Below are 22925 nucleotides of genomic sequence, written 5' to 3'. Positions count from 1 at the left end.
CGAGCGCGGACTCCTGAGACGGCGTCGGATCGAGGGCGGCGGCATCGCGGCTACGCGACGGCGCCCAGTCTGCGGGCGGTGATGAGCAGAAACGGCGGGTACTGGAAGCTCTCCGCCCACCAGGGATTGGTCGCGAGCTGCTCGTCGGTCGGCCGCGGCTCACTCATCGCGGTCACCGTGAACCCGGCGGCAGTCAGCATCGTGATGTAGTCCGCGAGCGGCCGGGTCCACGAGGTGGCAGGCGCGGGGGAACGCAGGCCGTCGACGAGGAAGTGTTCGGTGATCGGACGGCCCTGGTAGTAGGAGTCCGGGTTCGCCCGCTCGCCGCGGCGACCGTAGAAGCACGGATGCAGGATCAGCGCGGTGAACGTTCCGGCGGGACGCAGGACCCGGGCGAACTCGGCGAGGGCAAGCAGCAGCACGCAGAGGCGGATGATTTCCGGCCAGCCGGCCCTGATCGAGCGGTCGGTGGGAGCGCCGGCGTAGGGGTCGAGCCGATGGGCCGCGTCGCCGGAGGGGGTACATCGCCCAACGCTGTGTATCTGTGGCGCTATGATCTCTCCCTGTTCGAGGGGGGATCGGATGAAGCAGGGTGTTCTCGACGAGGACGGGCAGGTCCGCTGCCCGAAGTGCCGCTCGGTGTCGTTCCGGACGAAGCGGAGCTTCAAGGCGAAGGCCGGGATCGGTATCGCCGGGGTTGCCACCCTCGGTGTCGGCGGCGCCGCCGGTGCTCTTGCCGCGCCGAAAAGGATCAAATGTCTGGCCTGCGGGGAACTGTTCAAGGCACGCGCGCAGCCGGAGTCAAGACCAGCACCGTCCTTGTCGTCGAGACCGGTCTCGACGACAGGACCAGCGTCGAAACCGCGACCGGAGCGAACCCCGGCCGTGCCACGTGAGCCGCGGAAGCTTCTCCAGCTCCCACCGCCGTCGACCGATCCGAACGAGCCGCGTGGCACGCTGCTGCTGACCGTCGCCCTGCGGTGGCCGTCGACGACCAAAGCGATCCGGGAGGTTCGGCCAGATCTGACGGTCGAGGAGGCGAAGGCCCTGATTCGGGCGTCGAAGCGCCGTTCGCCGCAGCCGCTGCTGGTGGATCGGCCGATGTCTGAGCTGGTTGCGATCCGCAAAGCGCTGCGGAAGGCGGGGCCGCTCAGCCGGATCGTGCAGGCCGAGGCCGGGGCGGCGGACGACATGGGCAGCGGCCTGCCGTAACTCCTCCGGGGTTCCAAGAGCGGCAGTGCTCCTTTCCGGCGCCGCAGCGGGGTGTCTGCGGGGCGACTTGGAGGGCGGGCTACTATCCCTGGACATCCGGCGGCGGCACCGCAACCCCCGAGCCGGATAACCGAAACAATCACTTTAAGCGACACCGCCTTGCTCTGCCCGGAAATTCAGCCACACCAGCGGCGTGCAGCCGAACTCGGAGCCGTCCCCAAGGGAGGGGACCGTCATGACCGCGAGAGGAGCCCGGATCTGGTCGATCGGGATGTGCCCTGGCCTGCATATTCCTGAAACCCAATGCCGAATTCGACGTCACCTCTGGAACGGAGCATGCCGTCAGCAGCGGGTGATCTAGTGATGTAGGAATGCCACCTGCGCTCCATTGGCCTTCAAAGGTTCACAAACACGTGCAGCCCTTGTAAGATTACGGCAAGTGCATGTTAAGCGACGCATATCACCCAAGTAGGCCACATCAGACAAGTCGTAACTACTATCAGCGATGGGAGGTGCTCGCCATCAGCCCCTTGCCGACTTCCGGGCAGACGGCGACACGCGTCCTGTTCATCCTAGATCGTCTCGGTGATGACTGTGGGCCCGCGGACGGCGTCCCGGGCTCGGCCGTCCGAGTGATCCAATCGGAACGCAAGCTCCAGAAGCTCGACTTCCTGGTACGCAACCCGGACTACCTGGCAAATGTGATCATTAGCGGATGGGAAGAGGGCCGTCTTCCAGCCGAAAGATTGCTAGACGCCCGCACAGTCCTCGAAGAGCGAGAGCCGGAACTTCACACATATCGCATGCTCCGTGGTCCACACGGGGCCTTTGAGGCACTGGATAACGCACTAAGCCTACTATTGCACTATGGGCTCATCGCTCGACGACGGGTCGGACGGATATCCGACGAGTCAGTCCAGCGGCGGGATCACTACCTGCTGGAAGCCGGAGCCACCAAAGCGAAACTGCTCCGCGACACGGAGCCACTTTTAACCTGGTACGACCAGCAGACCGCCTATGTCGCGATGGCCTCGCAAGGTATGTCTGGGGCTCAGTTGAAAGCGTTGCAGTACGGCCATGACGAGTATGCCAACACGCCGGAGGGCCAGATAATCGGCGGCATCACACTCCGGGTGCGCCAGCGCCTTGAGACGGCGCTGGCACAGGAGGGTCTCGCGTGAGCAAGAAAACCGTCGACACGGCTGGACCAGTTGAGGTGTGGCTGAACGACGTCGCTGCGCTATCCGGGCACCCCGTGGACGCTGTCGTCGAGATTCTTGCAGAGCACAGCGTACGAGCCAGCACTGCACTTCCCCGACCTCATCGGCTTCAAGTAACAGAGGTCGAGTTCGAAGGCGTGCGTCCCGCGCGGAGTCGCACAGATCCCCCGGAGAGCGCTGGACAGCCCTTTCATTTCCATTGGACATTGGGTTCCGGAGTGTGGTGCCTGGCATCCCTGGGCACGAACGAGGCTGGAAAATCGAGCGTCCTGGAAGTGATCCTGTGGTGCCTGCGGGGACGTAGCGGGCTCCAGCGTGATGTGCGAAGCTGGCTGAACCGAGTGCGAACTGAATTCGTTCTGGACGGGGAGTCGCTTCTGGTCGAGATGACAGTGACAGGAGGTAGTCCCGCGGGTACCGTGACTTCCAAGGATAAGAGCACCGTACTGGTTTCTTTCGAGGGACTAAAAGCCTTCGAGGATTCGATGGATGCCTTCATGATGGAACGCCTCGGACTGGAGCCATTACGGACACAGCAGAAGCCACCGGGGGGCGTGGCCGCACTCCCGATTACTGGCGAATTGTCCTGGCCGTCTTACGCCAGCGGGTTGCACATCAACCGGGCCGGTCTGGGCCAGCTCCTGGGGAACGAGTCGAAGAACGCACTCCCGACCCGCTTGCTGGAGCTGTTCCTCGGCGCTCCCTGGGCCTCGACGATGGTTGCCGCCTCAGTGGCTCAAAAGATCGTGGCTGCCCAACTGTCCGCCGCTAAGCAGCGGGCTGCCGCTGACCTCGAGGTTCGTCAGGCACAGCTGCGTGAGCTGACGTCCCGGCTGGAAGCGGAGAGGGAGCGCCTGAAGGGGCTGCCCGACCCAGGACTGGCTGCTACCGACTTGAATCGGACCTACCGGACGCTGGCGGCCGCCACGCAGGAGGCCGGAGACGCCCAGCGTGATCTCATGGTCGCGCGATCACAGCACGACACGCTGGAGGAGCAGCGGCAGAGCCTGGTATCAACGATCCAGGCGGCCCAGGAGGCAGCACAGGCCAGGGCGTTCTTCCACACGCTGACCCCGACCATGTGCCCACGGTGCGAAACGCGCGTTACCCAGGAACGATGGGCCCAAGAGCAGGAGGGACGCTGCTCGCTGTGCACCTCGGAACTACCTGAAGGTCAGTCAGACGTCGCCGAGGAGGGGGCGGCCGAAGACCGTGAAGATCTACGGCAGACACTGATCGGTGTCCAGCAGGCGACGGAGATCGCAGCCAGCATCCTCGCGGGATGTCAACAGCGCGCCGTGGTCGCCGAGCAGGCCCTGGACCAGGCCGAGTCGGCACTCAAGGCCGCCCTGGATGAGCCGGAGTCCACCGACCGGCGAGCGGTGGAACTGGCCGTGGCGCGCTTGGAGGGAGCGGTCGCTGAGCGTCAAGGCCGCTTCGCCGATATGGACGCCGGCCTCGACATCATTCCCCTCGAACGGGCCAACGTCATCCTCCAGGCAGCCCTCAAGACCGCGCATGAGCGGCGCACGACAGCTCTGCACAAGGTCCTGGGGGCGGTCGAGGAGGACATCGTGACCATGGGCCGTGCCCTCGGCCTGGAAATGCTTGAGCGCGTCAAGCTCGGCACCGGAGCCACTCTGAAGGTGTGGAAAGGCGGCCAGCAGCACTCCTATAGCTCTTTGACCGAGGGTGAACAGCTGCGATTGAAGATCGTTACCACGACCGTGCTCCTGCGACATGGAATCTCTAGCGGCGTGGGCCGACATCCCGGACTACTTGTCATCGACTCGCCGGGGGCCGAAGAAGTCGACAGCGGCGACCTTCGGCTCATGTTGCAGGACCTGGTGAGACTGACCGAGATGGCACCTGAACTGCAGGTCATTATCGCCACCGCCCGAGGCCAAGACGTCGCATCAGTCATTCCTACCGGGCGCATGCGCCTCGCTCCCGCTGGCAGACGGCTGTGGTAGTTCAAGTAGACACGTCGGCCCCCTTGCGCAGGCCCAGGTTGGCGTAGACCCTACTGTCACCACATACGCGAGCGGCTTCGAGGAGGCGACCGATGCCCTTCGGTATAGCCGACCCCCTCCAGCCGCTCCTGGACGCCCGCAGCACGGGCGCACCGGTACCTTCGCTACTCGAGCTGGGCGGCGTCGCGCTGCTGGCCGAGGCCCGAGACCTGCTACTGGACCACGACGAGCTGCCGACTCTGGTCGGCTTGGCATGCGACGACACTGCTGTGCTCGATGACCAGTCAGGTCGGGATTTCCTCCTCGCCGCCGCCGAAGCGCCAGAGGATCCGTTGCTCCTCGAGGAGGTAGTGGCCACCTTCCTGGCACACCGCGACGTGGTCCGCGTCCTGGGCGAGGACCTGGTAGACGTGTGGTTGGACGTCAGCCGGACCCGACTGAACCTGCTCGGCGGTATCGCGCTGGAGGCCAGCGCCCGTGTCGTACTTGCCAACGCGGCCAGCTCCTACGGGCTACTGGACCGGCTGCGCCGAATCCGCAGAGAACTGCGCCGTGCTGACGACGACTTCGCCGGTCGGGCCGTTCGGGTGGCGGGAGCAGTCGCCGAGCACTTCAGCGCTCCAGAGATTCCTGGCCTGCTGGAAGAGCTCCTGAACCGTGATGATGTCGCCGACGACGCCGCCTTCGAGCTGGGCATGCTCACACTTCGCCAGGCCCTCACCGCGGGCACCCTCGAGCAGGCTCACCCCCTGTTCCTCAAAGCTCGGCAGCACCTTCGTGACGCCTACTGCGACGAGGAGCGTTCCGACGCGGCCGCCTTCGGCACGGCCATCGACGCGGTGCTCGCCTACAGCGCAGGAGCACTCGTTTCGGAAGACGTCATTCACCGGCTTCAAGAATCCATCCTGGACATCCGGCTAAACCTGCTGGGCCTTCCGCCGGGGTGGCGCACCCCGCGCTTCGACACCCTGAGCACGTGGCAGTGCCTGCTGGATACCCTCTACCGCGCACAAGACGCCGACCGTCCAGGTGCGTGGCTGCGCGGCGCAGCGATCATCGGCAACCTGGTTGACGTCTACGCTGCTCACCGCAGCCTGGACCTCTTCGCCTCCGGCAGCGGCACGAACAGTCCCGCGGGCCCGGATCCGGTCCTCACTGGACTACACGGGGTTCTTGCTCCACGCGTCGAACGAACACTTCTGGCACGTGAGAACGGACTGGCCCTACTGGACGAGTGGCTGGAGGAACTCGGCACTGCATCCGCCGCCGACGGAGACCCTTCCACCCCACTGGTCCGCGAGCAGGCCACTGCGCTGCGAAGAACCCTGTCCGCGGGAGGGGGCGAGTCCCACCCAAAAGCTGATCGCCCGGCGATCATGTTCGCCGGGCTTTCTCTCAGTGTCGACGATACCAAGCAGATGAACGACTTCCTTGCGTCGGCGCCTCATCTCGCTGAACGGCTCAATGCAATGTGGGAGGGCTGGCGAGCCAAGGAGCCGGTTGACGAGGTCCCTATTATCGCCACCACCTATCGAAACGCTTGTACTCAATTGCAGCAGCAGTGCCCGGATGGCTATACTGGCCAGTTCGCTGCCGACATCGACCGGATCCTGCTGTATCTGCTGCGATTTCTGGATCTCCGCCTGTCCGAGACCCAGAGGTTCGGTGGAGACGACCGCAGATACCTGCGCCGGTTGAAGAAAGATGACCCCAAGCCACTAGAAAAGGAGCTTGGCAAAGACCTGCGCGACTTTCTAGGCGGGCAGGGCCTTCGGGTGGATCTGGAAGGGGGTAATGTCGGGGGCGGCCGGGTCGACGTCGCCTGGCGGCCGCACGACGAATTGATCACGCTGGAACTAAAGCGAGATTGGAAAAACCCATCCTGGGATTCCTATGCTCGCGCATTTTTACCTCAGGTGATTTCCTATCAGGTCAGCGGTCCGCCGGTGAATTTCCTCGTCGTTCTCGACCTTACGGAAAAACCCGATGGCCTGGCCTCGATTTCGGCCTGCGTCCACGTCCGTACCGTTCCCGGGCCAGCAGGGGACCCTCGTCCCCGCACTGTGATCATGCTGCGTGTCCAAGGAAACAAACGCGACCCTCACGATCTGTAGCGAGTGCTCTCCATGGCCGTTGAGAGTGATTCGGCGGTCGCAACGCCGTCCTCAGCCGTCACGGCACCGGCGCCAGCGCCCCGAGCGATGCGACCAGGCCACGGTCGTCGGGGCGCAGAGTCATCCTGACCCGCTCGGACAGCACATCGGCGACGTAGCGGGCGGCGAACTACTGGACGCCCTGCACGATCGCGGCGGTGGTGTCGTCCGCGGAGGAGGCGTGGCGGCGAGCTCTGGCATCGACCACCATCACCGACATCGTCACCGAATCGAGGCGTCGGACCGCTTCGCGACGGTACGGGTCATGGCTGGATGGTGGGCGACGCCGCACTCAGGATGCCGGCGGGCGTCGCGCATGAGGCGCTGCCGAGTTGCGCGGTCATCGCTGCCTGGGGGCGATAATGGTCAAGTGACCGTCGACCTGAGCGACAGCAGGATTGCTGATGTGTGCCGGCGCTACGGTGTCGCCGAGCTGTCCGTCTTCGGCTCCGTGGCGCGCGGCGACGACACCGCCTGCTCGGACATCGACCTGCTGTACGTGCTGGCACCCGACTCGACGCTTGGCTTCGACCTCGTCGATCTCTGAGACGAGCTTGCGAAGATCGTTGGACGTCGCGTCGATCTGGTGCCCAGGTCCCGGCTGAAATGGGTTATCCGCGATCGGGTGCTCGCGGAGGCCAGGGTCCTCTATGCGGCGTGATGAGGTCTACCTCGTCGACATGATCGAAGCCGCGGCCGCCGCGACGACGTTCGTCCGGAGGCGTCGATGAGGCTGCGTTCGCAGCGAGTGACCTGATCCAGAGCGCCGTTCTACAGAAGCTCCTGGTGATCGGCGAGACGGCCAGTCGAGTCTCGCCCGAGATCCGCGCTCGCTGGCCGGACGTGCTGTGGCGGTCCGTCACCGGCTTCCGCAACATCGCCGTGCACACGTACTTCGACGTCGACTGGTCGATCGTGTGGCGCATCGCCACCACCGCGCTGCGCGAACTTCAGGAGCACCTGACAACGCTCCTCAAGGCGGAGTTCCCGCTCGTTGCCAGCCAACTCGACCAGCCGCACTGACCACGATCACGGTCGCCTGGCCGCCCGGAAGTCCCCGGACCGCCATCCATTCGGAACGCATGTTCTACTCGTTGGGTGATGTTCCCCTCGACGCGATCACCGAGCATCGCCCCTGTTCAGGGCACGTGCGGCGACCGGCCGGACAGTGATTTCAGGGCCAGCAACCATGATCGAACGGTTCGGATGCTGGTACACATGGTCCACCGCTTCACAGGCCCATGACCTGCATGGTTGACATGTCCCACCTACCCGACTCGGGGCTGTTGATCGTTGTTGGTGGACTGTGGGTGAGAAGGGCGCATCACACGCCGCGGAACCGCCTTCACGACCGTCTCCGCGACCGCCTGCCCGGTGGATCGCAACAAGCGCGCGTACAGCCGACCGGTGATCGCGGGCGAGGAGTGGCCCAGGCGCTTGGAGACCCGGGTGATGTCGATCCGGTGGGCGGTACCGCCTGCCGACCGTGAGGACCGTGCCCAGCAGGAGACGGGCCGGACGAGATGGCTGCACAGTCCCTGCGCGTTTGGCGATGACCTGCATGTGCGCCGAGACACAGGCCGGGGCCGCTCTTCCCTCGATGACCTGGCGGCCGACACGTTCGTCGCCGATGAGGAGCTCGGCGAGTTCCTGGCGTTCAGCTACGCCGAGCGACGACGCGACGTAGCCTGAGCCGCCGCCGTGCACCCTGTCATCCTGGACGCCGAGTTGCTTCCCTGAGCCACAAGCGCAGGCTCAGCAGGCCCGTGGCAACCTGTCTGATCAGCTGTCGGCCACTGATCACTTTCGCGATCTTCGTAAGCTCACACGAGAAACCATGACAGTGTCGCGCATGTCTCAGTTCTCACCCAGATCGTCACCGAGTTCGAGGTCGCACGGCAAAGGCTCGCAGCGGTGCCGAGTGCAGCCGATTACGGTTATGCAGGCATGCCATCGCGCTCATCGGCCTGCCCGCCGGGACCGATGCCTGAGAGAGAAGGTCGACACGGGTCACCTGTGAACGAACACTTTCATGTCGCCGCGTCCAGGAGAGTGCGCTCGGCGGCATAGTCGTTCTTCGCGGGACGCGGCTGGACCGCCTCCAGTGGTCGCGGTGCCGGCCGGGTGAACGCGCGCCGGCAGTGTCGGAGCAGCTCCTGGAGCGCGGGGCTGGGGATCTTTGTCCAGAAAAGCGCGAGAACCGCCGGGACCGTGATGTCCTTGATGGGCAACGTCCGCAGTCCGTGGCCGTAGCCCGCGGTCATGGAGGCCGACAGGACGGCGACTCCGAGGCCCCGGACCGCCAGGTCGACGACGGCCCGTGGCGCCGCCGCCTGCAGGGCCACGCGCGGCCCGAGACCTCTCACGGCACAGGCATGATCAAAAACGGCCCGAATGCCCGTCCCGGTCGGCAGGCAGGCCAACGGATAGAGGGCCAGGTCGGACACGTTCACGCTCGACCGCTGCGCCAGCGGATGGGCGGTTGGCACCGCCACCACCAGGTGTTCGCTGGCCACAGGCTGCGCATGTGGCCCCAGCTCGATGTCCCCGGGTACCCCTACGAGAGCCAGATCCAGCGTGCCGGCGCGGACCCGTTCGATGAGGCGGTCGGAGGTGTCCTCGGTCAGGACGATCTCGATGCCGGGGTAGTCGCCATGGAATGTGGCGAGCGCCTCGAACAGGGGCTCGCTCGTACAGGAGTTGACCATACCGATCTGGATCCGCCCGCGGACCAGTCCCCTCACCTGGTCGACCGCCTCGTGTACGGCGGCGACAGAGGCGAGGGCCGTGCGCGCGTGCGTGCGCCAAGGCTGCCTCGCCCGCGGTGGTCAGGGTGGCGGTACGCCCCGAACGGTCGAAGAGGTCCGTTCCGAGCTCATGTTCGAGCTGGCGGATCTGGGCGCTGACTCCCGACTGGCTGATGTGTACCCGCTCCGCGGCCCGCGTGAAGTTCGACTCCTCCGCGACGGCGACGAAGTACTCGATGGGAAAAAGTACTCGCGAATTCGCCCCATTTTGAGCCGGAGTCTCCGCTGCCCACGCTGGTCAGCGAGGACATAGCGCTGACGTCGACCCCGCCGAAGGACGGCACCGGCGCCCGTGCCCAGGTGGCCCGCAGGCAGCCCGACGGCACCTGGCTCCGGCTGCTCGACCAGCCCGAGTTCATACAGCCAGCCCACTGACCGAGGAGGGCAGCCTTCCCGAGACCGACCAGCCATGTGCCCCGCGCCTGGGAGCAACGGTGGCTGGCGACTTACCGTACGAGCGCCCTGGTGGTCTGCGCGGGCCACCAGGGACAGGGCGAACCGCTCACGAGCCCGCATCGGGAACAGACACACGTGAAGGCGGCGCGGGAACCCCGGGTTCGACCGGTGTCGGCGTGCCGGTGGGGTGCATCAACCACGGATCAGCGTCTTGCTGCGCATGAGGAACTTGGCGAGATACCCATCGTGCGGCAGTCCGTACTCCATTTCGTAGGTGGGATGGTCGCCGACGTGGACGTTGCCGATGGTCGGCTCCGCCAGGAGCTGGTCCACCAGCTGGTGGCGACTGGTGATCGCCGTGACCACCAGGCTGTGCCGCAGCGGGCCGAGGCCGTCCCTGGGCGTCCAGGGGGCGACCCAGACACACGGGAACGGCAGCTCTAGTCCGATTCCAGTAAGCCCACGACCTGCGAAGAAGCTGCCAGGCGCCTACGTGCCGGCCAGCTACGGATCCGTGGGACGGGCCCTGCGCCAAGCGTAGCGCAGGGCCCGTCAGGTGGGGATTCCCTCACGCCGAATCTCCGGCACGGCAATGCCCAGCGCCCGGAACTGCTGGCACGGGTTCATGAACTCACGCTGCTGCCTGATCCGGCCATCCTGAAAGTCGAAGGAGTGGAGGAAATGGTTACGATACTAAGCCGAAACTAAGTTACTGGAATCTTGTTCTACCGGTGTCGGATTGATCGATATCGGCGTGAGATAATCGAACGATGGAGAAGGGGACTGGAGCTCGTATTCCGCGGCGCAACCTGGAGGATGTGCGTCTGCTCGCGGTGGGTCGGGGGATGCATCCGAGGGAGGTGGCGTTGGCATTCGGGGCGGATGTTTCCACCGTGTACGGATGGATTCACGCGCGGAACGAGGGTGGCGTCGAAGCGTTGAAGGTGAAAGTTCCTTCGGGTCGTATGCCGCGACTGTCCGATGAGCAGACGGCGAAGTTGTGGAAGCTGATCGTGGGTCGGGACCCGCGGCAGATGCAGTTCGATTTCGCGTTGTGGACCCGGGAGATGATCCGGGAACTGATCCGCCGGGAGTTCGACGTCGAGTACACCCCCAGGGTGTCGGCAAGCTCCTGCGCAGGATGGGGCTCTCACCGCAGCGTCCGTTGACGCGAGCCTGGGAGCAGAACCACGAGCTGGTGGCGACCTGGAAGCAGGTCGACTACCCGAAGATCCATGCGGAAGCGCAGGTCGCGGGGGCATCGATCTTCTTCGGGGACGAGGCGTCGGTCCGTACCGATTTCCACTCCGGTACCACCTGGGCCCCGGTCGGACAGACCCCGATCGTGCGCGGTACCGGTAACCGGAAATCCGTGAACATGATCTCCGCGGTCTCCGCGCAGGGAAAGCTGCACTTCAGCCTGCTCGAGGACACGACCACCTCGGCAACGTTCATCGAGTTCTGCACCCAGCTCCTCCACGACACAGACGGCCCCGTCTACCTCGTTGTCGACGGCCACTCCGCCCACAAGTCCGCCGCCACCCGGGCCTACGTCGAGTCCACCAAAGGCCGCCTGAAAATTTTCGTTCTCCCGCCCTGTTCACCCGAACTCAACCCCGATGAATGGGTCTGGAAGAACGTGAAAAACGACAATGTCGGTAAAGCTGCAGCCCAGACCATCGACGAGCTACGCAGCAGCATCAAGAAAGCGTTCGCTCGACTCCAGGCCGCCCCGGAAATTGTTCGAGGCTTCTTCCGATCTCCGGACCTGTCCTACATCTGTAGTCCAGTAGCCTAGTTTCGGCTTAGTAGTAGCCGGCCTCTGCCATCGCCTCCAGTCGTTCGAGGCCGAGACCAATCGGTTCCAGAGCGGTCGCCGCCATCGGCACACCCTTCTCCGAGGAGGTTGATCTTCTGACTTCCGGCCACACATCCATGGGGCCGGAGGAACTCACATCTCGAGGCGAAGTGACTGGTTCGCGGCGCCGGGCACTCTGCCGTCGAGGAGCGTGAGCAGTTCGTCCGTGTCGAGGAGGCGCGCGCCGATCCCGGCGCACTCGTCGAGGCCCTGCGGATAGGCGCGGGACAGGGCGTCCGCGACGACGACGAGGTTGAAGTCCCGCTCGCTGGCCTCGTAGATGGTGGTGCGCGGGCAGTTGGGGAAGTTGGCACCGACGACAGTCACCGTCTCGACGCCAAGCATACGTAGATGTGCCTCAAGCTCGGTGGCGAAGAACGCGCCCCACCGTGGCTTGTACATCGCCCATTCGTTCGGCCCGACAGGCTGCGGTTTTCCGGCCAGCAGCGACTCGTGGTCGAGGGTGAACGGGGGCGTGGGCTGCAGTTCGGTCCGCACCTGGCTGCCTTCGGTGCCCGGCCGCACGAGCGGCACGCCCGACGCGAGCAGCGGGCGTCGACACAGGTCCGCGTTGGAGCCGTCCGCGAGGTAGAGACGAACGACGTGAACGACGGGCAGCCCGACCGCCCGGAACCCGGACACGACCCGGGCGATGGTCGGCACCAGTGCGTCGGTCCCGGGAACGGCATGCGGTGAGGATCCAAGACTGAAGTCGTTCTGGACGTCGATGACGAGCAGTGCCGGCCGGTCCAACGAAGACGATTCGGCCACGGGACACTCCCTTCGATCCAGCGAAGGAGGGGCGCAGGAAAGCATCAACCTCCGTGCGGCCATCATCTGTGGGCTTCCGTCAGCACGTCCAATTGCCAGCGGCTATACCGACCAGAAGGAGCGCTCATACTTCGAAGGGTGGCGGGACGGTTTTCCAGCGACCGGCCCATTCCCAAATGAGGACATGTACGCCTTGGGGCGGGCTCACCGTGGTCCACCCGCCATGAGGCCGATCAACCTGTGTCGCGGCCTGGTCGACTCGTCGCCGGCAGAGCCGCCCGAAGGGAGACTGGAGCACCGCGACTGGCCTGCGCATCAACGGGATAGCAGTACACTCAGGTACTGAATCCTAGGCCCCGAAGGGGACATGTCGTGACCTACCACCTCGAGATCGTCAACGAGGTCCGGGAGTGGCTGCATGATCTACGTCGAACGGACCGGAACACTGCGATCCTCGTTGGTCAGGCCGTGACCGCTCTTCTCGACGAGGGTCCGAGTCTGGGACGGCCACTTGTCGACCGGATCAAGGGCTCACGCCTGCACAACCTCAAGGAGCTCAGGCCCGCCTCGAGTGGCGCCAGCGAGGTCCGGATCCTGTTCGTCTTCGATCCCGAGCGCCGCGCGGTCCTGCTCGTCGCCGGAGACAAGGCCGGGCAGTGGTCGGCCTGGTATGACAGGGCGATCCCGCTGGCCGAAGCCCGCTACGCCCTCCATCTCAAGGAGCGTGACGCATGAGCACCGCCCACGGGTATGACAGAGACGGCTTCCTGAAAGAGTTCTTCCCCGAGGAAGGTGACCGCCGCGAGGTCGAGGCGGGAGCGGGGCGGCTCGTGGCGGAGAACCGTGCCCATCGGCTCGCCGAGATGCGCCGGCGTCTGGGTCTCACCCAGGCCGACGTCGCCGATCGCATGCACGTCCGGCAGGAACGTGTCTCCGCCATCGAGCGGGCCAACATCGATGCCAGCGAGCTGCGCACCCTGGCCGCCTACGTCAAAGCGCTCGGGGGGCACCTGGAGATCATCGCGGACTTCGGCGGTGAACGGCTCGTCATCGGCTGAGGACCGCCGACCCGACCGCCCCCACACGCGATCACGGTCGGCAGACGCGCCGTCCCGCTGGAACCGCCAGATATACGGAATATCCGTTCGATTTTTTAGGTGATTTTCCGGCGGGCGCGCTCATCGAGCATCGCCCCTGGTCAGGGTGCGTGCGGCGACCGGTCGGACGGTGATGTCAGGGCCTGCAGCCAAGATCGATCGGTTCGTATGCTGGTACACCTGGTCCACCCATTTTTTGATCAAGTCTCTGACCTGGGTGAATGCGGTTCGCGGTCTATCGTGTTGAGATTCGGCACAATGGATCGGTGCTGGTCAGGATCTCGACAGTCGGTTCGAGCCCGGCCGGACGGCCATGTTGCGGCCATGTGAACCGCATCCGCTTCACCGGATGTACTGGGCGGCGGCTTCGGAGGACGCCCACGATCGCCACAGGCAGCCCGGGTCAGCACCAAGAGCCCGGGTCAGCACCAGAAGATGTAGGCAATCTGTTCGCCGATGGCCTGGCGCAGGGGTGAAGGAGACGGTCGCTCCCGGATGCCGTCCACCATCGCCGTGACCCCGGCCGGGCCCCGCCGTTCACGCTGGTGGGCAGGACAATGCACATGGCCTTGGGCACTTCGTGCCCGTGGCCACTCTCGTGGACGCCCCTCGATTCGGTGGAGATCATGTCTGACACGTCCGGCGCGCGGCTGTTCGGCAATCTCGACAAGTTGGTGGCTACCTCACATCTGGTGGTGGACCGACCGGCCGGCAGCAGGCACCCACGGGTACCGCAGGCCGTGTACCCGGTCGACTACGGCTACCTGGAGGGCACCGTGGCTGCGGACGGCGGCGGGGTGGACGTCTTTCGCGGCAGCGCTGTCGGCGCTGGCGTGGTGGGATTCTTCGTGACGGCGGATCGGGGCAAACGTGACGTGGAGGTCAAGGTACTGATCGACTGCACCGCCGGCGAGATCGAGCGGGTGCGGCGACTGCTCGACGACGTCCTGGGGATCGGCGGCCTGCTCGTGCCGCGGTGTGTGGAGACCGCTACTGTATGAGAGCAGCAGCTGATCGAACCCTAGGCCATGCGTCAGCCGGAAAGCCTTGAGGGGTATCTCGGAGCCGTGTCCGGTCGCAATCTTTCTCGGCGGTTCTACGAGCAGGCGGTTCGGCCGCTGGTTTCGGGTGTGCCGCACGCTGCCGCGTTGCTCGGGGAGGGTTCCGAGGTCCTCGGCTTCGACGACGAGGTTTCCGCGGACCACGATTTCGGCCCCCGCGTGCAGCTGTTCGTCCCGCCAGATCTCGATACCGCGCTGCTCGACGTCGCCTTGGAGAGGTTGCCGGTCCGGTTTGACGGTTTCCCGGCGGTGTATCCGGACAGCGACCGGTACGACGGCCGGCCACACCATCAGGTGGAGGTGACCACCGCACGGGCGTTCTTCGTCGACCGGCTCGGGGTCGATCCCGCTGATGGGATGGATCTGGCGGGCTGGCTGCTGGCCCCGACGCAGATCCTGGCCAGCCTCACGGGCGGCGTGGTCCTGCACGACCCACTCGATCTACTCACCGCGCGGCGTCGGGCGCTGGCGTGGTACCCCGACGACGTCTGGCGCTATGTTCTGGCAGCCGGCTGGCTGCGGGTCAGTCAGGAAGAACCGTTCATCGGCCGCACCGGCGGCCGCGGCGACGACCTAGGCTCGCGCCTGCTCGCCGCCCGTGTGGCCCGCGACCTCGTCCGGATCGGATTCCTGCTCGAACGCCGCTGGGCGCCCTACAGCAAGTGGCTGATGACCGTGTTCACCCAGTTACCCCTCGCCGACCAGGTCGGCCGGCACCTGCGTCACGCGCTCAGCGCCACGCAGTGGCGGGAACGCGAAGCAGCGCTTTGCGTAGCGGCCAGTCACCTCGCCGCCGTCACGAACCGGCTCGGTCTGGCCGAACCCGTCGACCCCGCGCCGCACCGCTTTCATGCGCGAGACATCCAGGTACTTGGCGCCGAACGCCTCACCCGCGCCCTGACCGAAGCAATCAGCGATCCGCAGTTGCGAGCTCTCCTCACCCGACTCGGGCACCGACCCGCCGGCCCGCTCGGTCATCTTCCCGGCGCGATCGACCAGGCCACCGACAGCGTCGAGATCCTCACCCAGCCGAGGCATCGCCGCGACTACGCCCCCACGCTTGGATTCCAGGCGTGAATCACGGGCAGAGCGAGAACGGCCACGTGACCGTCGACCTTCGTGACAGTCGGATCGCTGAGGTGTGCCGGCGCTACGGCGGCCCGTGCTGGCGCCCGATCGTCGCCGCTGGGTCGAGCCGGCAGCGGCGACCAGAGATGAGCTTGGTAACGGTGCGCGAGCCCGCAGCGACCCCGCCCAGCCACCTCCGCCAACATCGACGACACGCTGGTGATCGACCCGCGGCCGGGTAACACCAACGCCAACGACGCGGCCGGCAACCCCGGCGGCAACCGACGGCAGAGTAGCCTTGAGGTACTGGAGGCACCGAGGTGCTGGTAGTCGATGGGAAAGGGGCAGAGGCGGCGATGATGGAGCAGACGGCCCGGCAGGTTGCTGTCAAGGTCTCGCCTGAAGGCGACAAGCTGATCACCAGTGGTGCGCACTACCTGCATATGAGCAAGAAGGATCTGGTCGAGGCGGCGGTCGCGTTTTACCTGGATGCGCGCCGCGAGGAGATGCAGTCCGGGATGCGGGAGTTGCTGAGCGAACTCGACGGCAGCCGCGCGTCGCGGATAGCGATGCTCGCGGGGATGACCCGCGCTGAACTCGACGCCGTCGGCGGCGTCGAAGAGGACCGCTGACAGTGGCCGGACGGGCCCGCCCGACGCTCCGCTGCCTGCGAGAGGATCTCGCCTTGACGGTCCCGCGCGCGGACACCCCTTTGGAGGACATCGGCCATCCGCTCCTCGGCAAGGCCGCAGACCGCTTCGCCGACGACGACACGCCGCAGGAGCGGATCGCCGCCATTGACGATCAGGTGTTGTTCAAGGTGAAGGTCCAGCGCTGGCGCGGTGCGGTGTGGGTCGATGCCGGGATCCCCTGGCTGGTGGCGGCCGGACAGCGGGAGGAAGGCTCGCCCGATGACTTCTATGCGGCGCTGGCCGCACGCGCAACCGCCGCACGGGCGCGCTACAACGCCAGACACTCGCCTGCTCTCGCCACCATGACCTACACCGGCGACCTGCTGCCCGGTCAAGAGGACGAGCTGAGGTGGAGGGCCGAGTCAGCGACGCGCGCCGAACGTACGCTCAGGTCGGCGGTACACCGCCTGGTGTGCGAATCGCTGCTGGACGGCAAAGAGCATGCCGTCATGTTGGAAGGCGCGGCGCTCGGCATCCAGGTCCTCGCTGACCAGGGTCACGAAACCTATGTCGCGATTCGCATCATCGGCTCGGTCCCGCGACGGCTCGTTGCGACGATCCTCAGCCTCGTACCCGGATGTCAGGCCAACGCATGGATGTCCGACTACGCCATGCCACAGCGAGCAGTCGCCCCCGAAGAGCAGATCTGGTCAAACATCATGGACCCAGCCGAGGCCGCGAAGCTTCTCGACCAGTAACCATGAACCTCTCATCCTTCCTGAACCCGCGAGGGACCAGAGGCGCCGTCTACAGCGGACATCGCCGGACCCGTATAGAACGTCAACGCGACCACCACACCGACGATCAGGATCACGAGACGGGCCGAAGCGTCCGACACCGCCCGAAATTCGGGACACATGTTCGATTCGCTAAATGATGTAGAAGGCGGCGCGGTCATTGGGCATCACCCCTGGTCAGGCCCCTGGTAGCGATCGGCCGGACAGTGATTTCGGAGCCAGCAACCATGATCGAACGGTTCGGATGCTGGTACACATGGTCCACCGCTGCACAGGCCCATGACCTGCATGGTTGGGATGTCCTACCTACCCGACTCGGAGCCATTGATCGATGTGGCCGTGATGTGGCCGCAGGGGCTCTGTTGCATAGATCGCCTCGGGCTCCCGGGCCGGCGGCCGGGCATGATCGACTGATGGGTCGAGGTGCGGTCGTTCCACGGGTGCCGGTGTCGGAGTTCGCGGGGTTCCGGTTTCCGCCGGAGGTGATCGTGCTGACGGTTCGCTGGTCCGTGCGGTGTGCGCTGTCGTAGGGGGGATGTCGAGGAGCTGCTCGCCGAACGTGTCCTCGAGGTTGATCACGTGACCGTGTACCGGTGGGTGCGGCGCTTGACGCCCCTGCTGGTCGAGGCCGCGTGGCCGTGTCGGCGCCGTCCTGGGGCCAGGTGGTGTGTGGAGGAGGCGTATGTGAAGGTCGCCGGCCAGTGGACCTGTAGGTGCCGGGCGGTTGACCAGCACGGGCAGGTCATCGACGAGTTCCTGCCCGAGGCCTGCCACGTCGACGCCGCCCGGGAGGACAATCGGATCGAGGCCGATCATGGCCGGTCAGAGGCCCGGCTGCCTCCGATGCGTGGGCTGAAACGCCTGCGATAACGCCTGCGATCCGTCCAGACCATCAGCTCCGGGCATGCGCTCGTCCAGAACAGCCACCGCGGCTACGACGAACTCGCCGCCGGCACCAACCCGAGACAGAGGTCGGCCGCCGCGTTCACCGAACTCGCCGCCGCCGTTTGACCGACGGTCACGGTGGCCGCTGGCATGCCCCACTTCCTCGGAACGCAAAAGTGCCGTCAGGACTCCCCGCAGATGTCTCGCAGCGTTGTTCGGATCCGGCACGTTGGCGGCCAACGGCGGACCGCCGCAGGCCTGAGTCGTGGCGGTTCGATAATGTATCGGGACAGCGGCTGGCTGCGAACCCAGGGAAGTCGGAAAAGTCAACGCCGGAGAGACTGGGGCCGTCAGCCGTAGTTGGCGAGACCTGGGCTGTTGTGGAAGTCGTGGTCTGATGCGATGAACCGTGACCCTGTTTGATTCGAGGAGTGGGCGGCGTGCCGGAGAACGACGATGTCCGGTCGGGTGACGAGCCTGATCCGTTCGATGGACTCGTCCTCAACGAGGACTTCGTCAAGGGGGCGACGGCATTCGAGCCGCCGGCCAGAACCAGGGCCGCGATCGCTCGTTTCGGTTCCGCCGACGACAGCGGCTCGCGTGGCTCGACTCGCCGAGGTCGCCCCCGACGGCCACGGACGGCCCGGACGGCCCGGCGGCCATGGTTGCGGCGGAACCGTTCGCCCTATTCCCGTTGGCGGGCTGCGGGGCTGGTCCCGAAGCGACGGTCGGAGAACCGGGTCGTCGTTGTGGTGATCGGCGTTTCACTGCTCGCCGGCACTGCTTTCCTGCTACCCGACTATCTGAACAGCCGAAACAGCCGAAACAGCGGAACCACCCTGCAGGCTGCGGGCGGGGGCGGATCCGGCGCGCCTCAGGGTGATGTGACCGGCACCAGGGATGAACAGACACCGGAGCTCCTGCGCCTGGAATGGACTCCGCACCGGTGCTACACCTGGGACCAGGGCGATCCGCAGACCAGCGTCGAGGATGTCCCGTGTGCCGGCCCGCATCTGTTCGAGGCGGTGGGTCACCAGGAACTCGGCTCCGCCTATTCGGCCGCCAGTTCCTATCCCACGCCCGCGGAGTGGGGGTCGATCGCGGATCGCCACTGCGCCGCGCTCATCACCTCCTATCTTGGGTACTCCCTGGATCCCGCCGGCCGGTTCGCCGCCAGCACCATCCATCCGCTGCCCACCGGCTGGGACTCGGGTGACCGTCACGTCGTCTGCGGTCTCAGCGTCCGTTCCTCCGCCGACGGCGTGCTGATGCCCGAGTTCACCGGACAGGTACACGGCGCCGATCAGACGTGGGTCTTTCCCGCCGGTACCTGCTTCCGGCGCGACGAACAGGGACTTCAGCAGGAGGTGAACTGCGACCAACCGCACATCGCCCAGAGCGTGGGTTCGGCGACTCTGACCGGCCCTCCCGGCAGCGAACCGCCGTCCCCGTCGGAGTTCGAACGGATGGCCACCGCGGCCTGCGCGCCGCTGCACGCCCCGTACCTGCGCCACTCCCGCTTCGGCGGCGCGAAGGTGACCGCTGGCTGGCATCTGATCAGGGCGGAGAGCTGGCGGGCCGGGACCCGTTCCACCACCTGCACCGTCGGCTTCACTGATGCGGCGGGCCAGCCGAAGGAGGTGGCTGGCCTGCTCAGCCCAGGTGCCACCACCCCGCCGGGCACCATCGCGACCTGACCAACGGGTGGGGCCCGACCCAAGGCTGTTTCTCGTGGATCTTTGAGCCAGATGAAGATCGCGGCGATGGTGAGTTCGTTGCGGTAGTAGTGGGCGCGCTTGGTATAGCAGGTCGCGAGCGCGCCACTGCTTGAGCGGCGCTGTCGCATGGGCAATGTCCGCCTTCGCATGGCTGCCGACCAGTCATGATCAGAGAATGCGTCGACGTCGTGGCCGAACGCGGCCTCAAGGTCGATCACGTCACGATCTACCGGTGGGTGCAGCGCTTCACGCCGCTTCTCGTTGACGCGGCCCGGCCATGTCGGCACCATCCTGGTGACCGGTGGTTCCTCGACGAAACCCATGTGAAGGTCGCCGGCCGCTGGACCTACGACAAGGCCCCCGTCCACCCCGGCTCCTCGACGAGCTCCTGCCCGAGGCCTGTCACGTCGACGCCACGCGCGAGAACAACCGAATCGAAGCCGACCACAGCCGCCCAAAAGCCACACTCCGGCCCATGCGCGGACTGAAACGCCTTCGCTCCACCCAGACGATCAGCGCAGGGCACGCGTTCGTCCAGAACATCCGCCGCGGCCACTACGAACTCGGAATCGACACCGACCCGCACACACAGCTCACAACCGCGTTCACCGAGCTCACCCTCACGATCTGGTCACCCGCTCGACAGAGTCGACCATGCCCCGTCTTCCCCCAATGCAACAGACCCCTACTGATAATGGTAGCGGCAGGAGATGATCGTGATCTGGCCGGGATCAACCGCATAGACCAAGCGGTGTTCATCGTCGATCCGTCGCGAGCGCAGCCCGGCGAGGTTGTTGCGCAGCAGCTCGGGCTTGCCGATCCCCTGCCCCTCTGGATCGCGTTTGATGTCCGCGATCAGGGCATTAATGCGCTTCAGGGTCCTGCGGTCCTGGCCCTGCCAGTACAGGTAATCGTCCCAGGCATGGTCGGTCCAGGTCAGCTTCACTCCTCAGGGCCCAGCGGGCGCTCGATCGCGCCGCCCGCACGCCACTGCTCCACACTCTCCATCAGCCGCCGCGCGTTCGCGGGCGTACGCAGCAGGTAGTTGGTCTCCACGATGGCGTCCCAGTCCTCCTTGCTCACCAGGACCGCGTTCCCTCGCTTCGAGACGATCTCCACCGGTGTGTGATCGGTGTTGACCTGTTCGATCAGCGGAAACAGCGTCTTACGTGCCTCACTGGCACTGATCGCCGCGACCATCCTGTCAGCCTCCCGAACATCTAGTCGTACCAGATATGGTACAGCTCTGGGCAGCGTTCGTCGGCCACTCGTCGTTGCTGCCGCGCTGGGTGGGCTGGGTGTCGTGGTCGAGCTGGTGGTCCGCCGGTTCCGCTGCGCCGAGGCGGGCTGTGTGGTGGTGACGTTGGCGGAGCAGGTTGAGAGGTTGACCAGCCCGTATGCACGGTTCACACCGCCGGCGGCGGAGGCGCTGCGCGAGATCGGCCTGGCGCTCGCGGGACGGGCCGGGGCACGGCTGGCCGTCGCGCTGGGTCTGGAGGTCGGCCGGGACACGTTGCTGCTTCGGGTGCGGGCGCTGCCTGATCCCGAGGTGACGACGATCGCCGTGCTCGGGGTGAACGACTTCGCACTGCCACGCGATCGCACCTAAGGCACGGTTCTCGGTCGACGTCACCATCGGCCGGCTGGTGGACCTGCTCGCGGACCGGGAAGCCGAGACGTTCGCCGCCTGGCTGAAGGCCCACCCCGGGACCGGAGCGGCGCCTCCTCCGCAAACGCGTCCTCCTGGCCAGATAATCATCGAAGGGGCCAGTCCGATCACAAGATCAGCGACAGATCCAGATCAAACCGCCAGAACCAGTCACCAGAGCTCGGCGTAACGTGCCGCACCCTTCGGGTGGGTGGTCGGATTGATCAACGAGGAATGGACGTTGCTGGGAAGGTCGTCATTGAAATAGGCCTCGTACGCGAGTATGTCCGCGTTGTCGTGCATGGTTTTGTACATCATCTCGAGGTAGACCGGATTGTCACCACCGGCCTGGCCGACCGCCCCCGCCCCCGTGTCACTCGTCCCCACCAGGCCCCACTCGGGCACGGAGAACTTCTTGCCGTGCTGCCGGGCGAACGCGATGCCCGCACACAGCCCGGTCGCCTGGTGGCACTGCGCGTTGAAGGCGGCCTCGGTTCCGCTTGCCGGCCACTGATCATAGGTATCCACCCCGATGATGTCGACATACTTGTCACCCGGGTAGTACTCGAAGGCATCCGTGTTGTGGGCGTTGAACGTCCAGTCGATCCGTGCCTGCGGGGCGGTGGCACGGATCGAGGTGACGACCTGCCGAAAGCACGACACCCAGTGCTTACGGTCCTTCGACACCGACCACGGGAACCAGGCGCCGTTGAACTCCCAGGCGGGGCGGACGATGCTCGCGGCGCGCCCCTGGCCCACCAGCCAGTTACCGAACTCCCGCCAGTGGTCGTTGTAGGCACCCACCGCGCACGAGGCGATGTCTCCACCCCCGGTGGGAAAGAACGGCTGCGAGATCACCCAGGTGCCGGCGAAACCCTCGAACTTGTCGGGGCCCATGCCCAGCCACGGGTAGGTGATGGTCTCCCAGCTGCTGCGGTCGCTGAAGCCGACAACGACGTCGACCGGCGAACCTCGGAACTCCTCCCACGCGCGCACTTCGGTCAGTGACCCCGCCGAGATCCCGCTCAGGCCACCGGGCGCCTGGCCGCTGCCGCGGGCACTACCACCACCACCAGCACCGGCAGCGGTCGGTCTGACGGTGGGCTGCGGGTCCGGCGAGCTCGGACGCGGGGTGTCCTGGCCTGCCCCCGGGAGCGGCGCACCAGCGCCGGGCCTGTCTGTGGGGGCGTCCCCGGTCTGCGTGGCCGTTTCCCTGTCCACCACGGTGCGGGAAGGAGACTGCGGAGCGTACGAGTGCTGACCGTCGCCGGCAGCGCCGGCCCTGGCCACCACCGCTGCGGCCGCGTGGTGGTCGGACGCCGGCTGCTGCGGCCCGCATCCCATGATTGCGCCCGCCAGGACCAGCACGCCCACGCCCGCGGGCCAGACGCGCATGCGGGCGGTGGTCAACAGTCGGCGGCCGCGAGCCGCCGCGCGTAACCTTGCCCCGCGTTCGCCGATCCGCCCGCCGCGGCGGCGTCCGGGCCGACCTCGAACCGGCCGCGGTGATGCGGCCGCCGACGGGCCACATCCCCCCCCGCCGCCGGCCCCGGATTTCGCGGGGGCAGACCGGCCCCGCGGCCCCGTGCCCTCCACGCCGCTCGGCGCATGCGGCCCTGGGAGCGCTGG

Annotated in this window: 21 protein-coding genes and 7 pseudogenes; 20 read left to right on the top strand and 8 right to left on the bottom strand. The window is 66.2% G+C overall.

Annotated features, from left to right (window positions below):
• Window positions 1–50: 50 nt before the first annotated feature.
• Window positions 51–422 carry a hypothetical protein gene (locus tag MXD61_RS12365; protein ID WP_248813052.1) on the bottom strand — a complete coding sequence of 124 codons (372 nt, stop codon included), beginning with the start codon at window positions 420–422 and terminating at the stop codon, window positions 51–53.
• A gap of 160 nt (window positions 423–582) precedes the next feature.
• Here MXD61_RS12365 and MXD61_RS12360 point away from each other — a divergent pair, with 160 nt between their 5' ends.
• From MXD61_RS12360 to MXD61_RS28040, 7 genes are all read left to right on the top strand, one after another.
• Entirely contained in the window at window positions 583–1212 is a 630-nt protein-coding gene (locus MXD61_RS12360; RefSeq protein WP_248813050.1) for a hypothetical protein, read from the top strand.
• 512 nt (window positions 1213–1724) lie between these two features.
• Entirely contained in the window at window positions 1725–2393 is a 669-nt protein-coding gene (locus tag MXD61_RS12355) for a hypothetical protein (RefSeq protein WP_248813049.1), read from the top strand.
• Window positions 2394–2851: 458 nt separating this feature from the next.
• A complete protein-coding gene (locus MXD61_RS12350) occupies window positions 2852–4405 on the top strand; it encodes a hypothetical protein (protein ID WP_248813047.1) in 1554 nt (517 codons plus the stop codon).
• A gap of 92 nt (window positions 4406–4497) precedes the next feature.
• Window positions 4498–6519, top strand: coding sequence for a hypothetical protein (locus MXD61_RS12345; RefSeq protein WP_248813045.1), 2022 nt, complete (start codon window positions 4498–4500; stop codon window positions 6517–6519).
• 409 nt (window positions 6520–6928) lie between these two features.
• Window positions 6929–7105, top strand: a complete 177-nt coding sequence (locus tag MXD61_RS12340) for a nucleotidyltransferase family protein (RefSeq protein WP_248813043.1) — start codon at window positions 6929–6931, stop codon at window positions 7103–7105.
• A 206-nt stretch (window positions 7106–7311) separates the two neighbouring features.
• On the top strand, window positions 7312–7581 hold the full coding sequence (locus tag MXD61_RS12335) for a HepT-like ribonuclease domain-containing protein (RefSeq protein WP_308222734.1): 270 nt from the start codon (window positions 7312–7314) through the stop codon (window positions 7579–7581).
• A gap of 540 nt (window positions 7582–8121) precedes the next feature.
• Window positions 8122–8250: a hypothetical protein gene (locus MXD61_RS28040; protein WP_285223239.1), complete on the top strand. Its 129-nt coding sequence runs from the start codon at window positions 8122–8124 to the stop codon at window positions 8248–8250.
• A 338-nt stretch (window positions 8251–8588) separates the two neighbouring features.
• Here the strand turns inward: MXD61_RS28040 and MXD61_RS12330 are convergent.
• A pseudogene (locus MXD61_RS12330) lies at window positions 8589–9543 on the bottom strand (LysR family transcriptional regulator).
• Here MXD61_RS12330 and MXD61_RS28450 point away from each other — a divergent pair.
• A pseudogene (locus tag MXD61_RS28450) lies at window positions 9543–9740 on the top strand (DUF4440 domain-containing protein); the annotation flags it as partial. The pseudogenes MXD61_RS12330 and MXD61_RS28450 overlap by 1 nt on opposite strands.
• A gap of 213 nt (window positions 9741–9953) precedes the next feature.
• On the opposite strand, the pseudogene MXD61_RS12320 reads toward MXD61_RS28450, so the two are convergent.
• Window positions 9954–10208, bottom strand: a pseudogene (locus MXD61_RS12320) (aldehyde dehydrogenase); the annotation flags it as partial.
• Window positions 10209–10313: 105 nt separating this feature from the next.
• Window positions 10314–10454, bottom strand: a pseudogene (locus MXD61_RS28840) (PhzA/PhzB family protein); the annotation flags it as partial.
• Window positions 10455–10531: 77 nt separating this feature from the next.
• Here MXD61_RS28840 and MXD61_RS12310 point away from each other — a divergent pair.
• Both MXD61_RS12310 and MXD61_RS12305 read left to right on the top strand, forming a co-directional pair.
• Window positions 10532–10917 (top strand): annotated as a pseudogene (locus tag MXD61_RS12310) (winged helix-turn-helix domain-containing protein); the annotation flags it as partial.
• Window positions 10903–11559 carry an IS630 family transposase gene (locus tag MXD61_RS12305; RefSeq protein ID WP_248813038.1) on the top strand — a complete coding sequence of 219 codons (657 nt, stop codon included), beginning with the start codon at window positions 10903–10905 and terminating at the stop codon, window positions 11557–11559. The pseudogene MXD61_RS12310 and the gene MXD61_RS12305, both read left to right, overlap by 15 nt.
• Window positions 11560–11712: 153 nt before the next feature.
• Here MXD61_RS12305 and MXD61_RS12300 read toward each other — a convergent pair whose 3' ends face one another.
• The gene (locus MXD61_RS12300; RefSeq protein ID WP_248813036.1) at window positions 11713–12390 is read right to left on the bottom strand and encodes a cysteine hydrolase family protein; all 678 of its coding nucleotides are present in this window, start codon (window positions 12388–12390) and stop codon (window positions 11713–11715) included.
• Between the two features lie 372 nt (window positions 12391–12762).
• Between MXD61_RS12300 and MXD61_RS12295 the strand changes: the two genes are divergently transcribed.
• From MXD61_RS12295 to MXD61_RS12255, 9 genes and pseudogenes are all read left to right on the top strand, one after another.
• Window positions 12763–13125: a type II toxin-antitoxin system RelE/ParE family toxin gene (locus tag MXD61_RS12295; protein ID WP_248813034.1), complete on the top strand. Its 363-nt coding sequence runs from the start codon at window positions 12763–12765 to the stop codon at window positions 13123–13125.
• Window positions 13122–13448 carry a helix-turn-helix transcriptional regulator gene (locus tag MXD61_RS12290; RefSeq protein ID WP_248813032.1) on the top strand — a complete coding sequence of 109 codons (327 nt, stop codon included), beginning with the start codon at window positions 13122–13124 and terminating at the stop codon, window positions 13446–13448. Before MXD61_RS12295 ends, MXD61_RS12290 begins: the two co-directional genes overlap by 4 nt.
• Window positions 13449–14113: 665 nt before the next feature.
• Window positions 14114–14488, top strand: a complete 375-nt coding sequence (locus tag MXD61_RS12285; protein ID WP_248813031.1) for an inorganic pyrophosphatase — start codon at window positions 14114–14116, stop codon at window positions 14486–14488.
• 66 nt (window positions 14489–14554) lie between these two features.
• Window positions 14555–15625, top strand: coding sequence for a DUF4037 domain-containing protein (locus tag MXD61_RS12280; protein WP_374628860.1), 1071 nt, complete (start codon window positions 14555–14557; stop codon window positions 15623–15625).
• A 311-nt stretch (window positions 15626–15936) separates the two neighbouring features.
• Window positions 15937–16248, top strand: coding sequence for a hypothetical protein (locus tag MXD61_RS12275; protein WP_248813027.1), 312 nt, complete (start codon window positions 15937–15939; stop codon window positions 16246–16248).
• Window positions 16249–16301: 53 nt separating this feature from the next.
• Window positions 16302–17006, top strand: a complete 705-nt coding sequence (locus MXD61_RS12270) for a hypothetical protein (protein ID WP_248813025.1) — start codon at window positions 16302–16304, stop codon at window positions 17004–17006.
• A gap of 485 nt (window positions 17007–17491) precedes the next feature.
• Window positions 17492–18056: pseudogene (locus tag MXD61_RS12265) on the top strand (DDE-type integrase/transposase/recombinase).
• A gap of 623 nt (window positions 18057–18679) precedes the next feature.
• The gene (locus MXD61_RS12260) at window positions 18680–19627 is read left to right on the top strand and encodes a septum formation family protein (protein WP_248813023.1); all 948 of its coding nucleotides are present in this window, start codon (window positions 18680–18682) and stop codon (window positions 19625–19627) included.
• Window positions 19628–19812: 185 nt separating this feature from the next.
• A pseudogene (locus MXD61_RS12255) lies at window positions 19813–20276 on the top strand (DDE-type integrase/transposase/recombinase); the annotation flags it as partial.
• A 57-nt stretch (window positions 20277–20333) separates the two neighbouring features.
• On the opposite strand, the gene MXD61_RS12250 reads toward MXD61_RS12255, so the two are convergent.
• Window positions 20334–20594 (bottom strand): Txe/YoeB family addiction module toxin, encoded by a 261-nt coding sequence (locus tag MXD61_RS12250; protein ID WP_248813021.1) that lies wholly within the window; start codon window positions 20592–20594, stop codon window positions 20334–20336.
• A complete protein-coding gene (locus MXD61_RS12245) occupies window positions 20591–20848 on the bottom strand; it encodes a type II toxin-antitoxin system Phd/YefM family antitoxin (RefSeq protein ID WP_248813019.1) in 258 nt (85 codons plus the stop codon). The genes MXD61_RS12250 and MXD61_RS12245 overlap by 4 nt, the downstream gene beginning before the upstream one ends.
• Window positions 20849–20951: 103 nt before the next feature.
• Here MXD61_RS12245 and MXD61_RS12240 point away from each other — a divergent pair, with 103 nt between their 5' ends.
• Entirely contained in the window at window positions 20952–21257 is a 306-nt protein-coding gene (locus MXD61_RS12240; RefSeq protein WP_248813017.1) for a hypothetical protein, read from the top strand.
• Between the two features lie 210 nt (window positions 21258–21467).
• On the opposite strand, the gene MXD61_RS12235 is transcribed toward MXD61_RS12240, so the two are convergent.
• Entirely contained in the window at window positions 21468–22691 is a 1224-nt protein-coding gene (locus tag MXD61_RS12235) for a glycoside hydrolase family 26 protein (RefSeq protein ID WP_248813015.1), read from the bottom strand.
• Between the last annotated feature and the right edge of the window lie 234 nt (window positions 22692–22925).

Source organism: Frankia sp. AgPm24 (assembly GCF_023243055.1).
In the GTDB taxonomy this organism is placed as follows: domain Bacteria; phylum Actinomycetota; class Actinomycetes; order Frankiales; family Frankiaceae; genus Frankia; species Frankia umida.
This window is presented reverse-complemented; position numbering and strand designations above follow the sequence as displayed.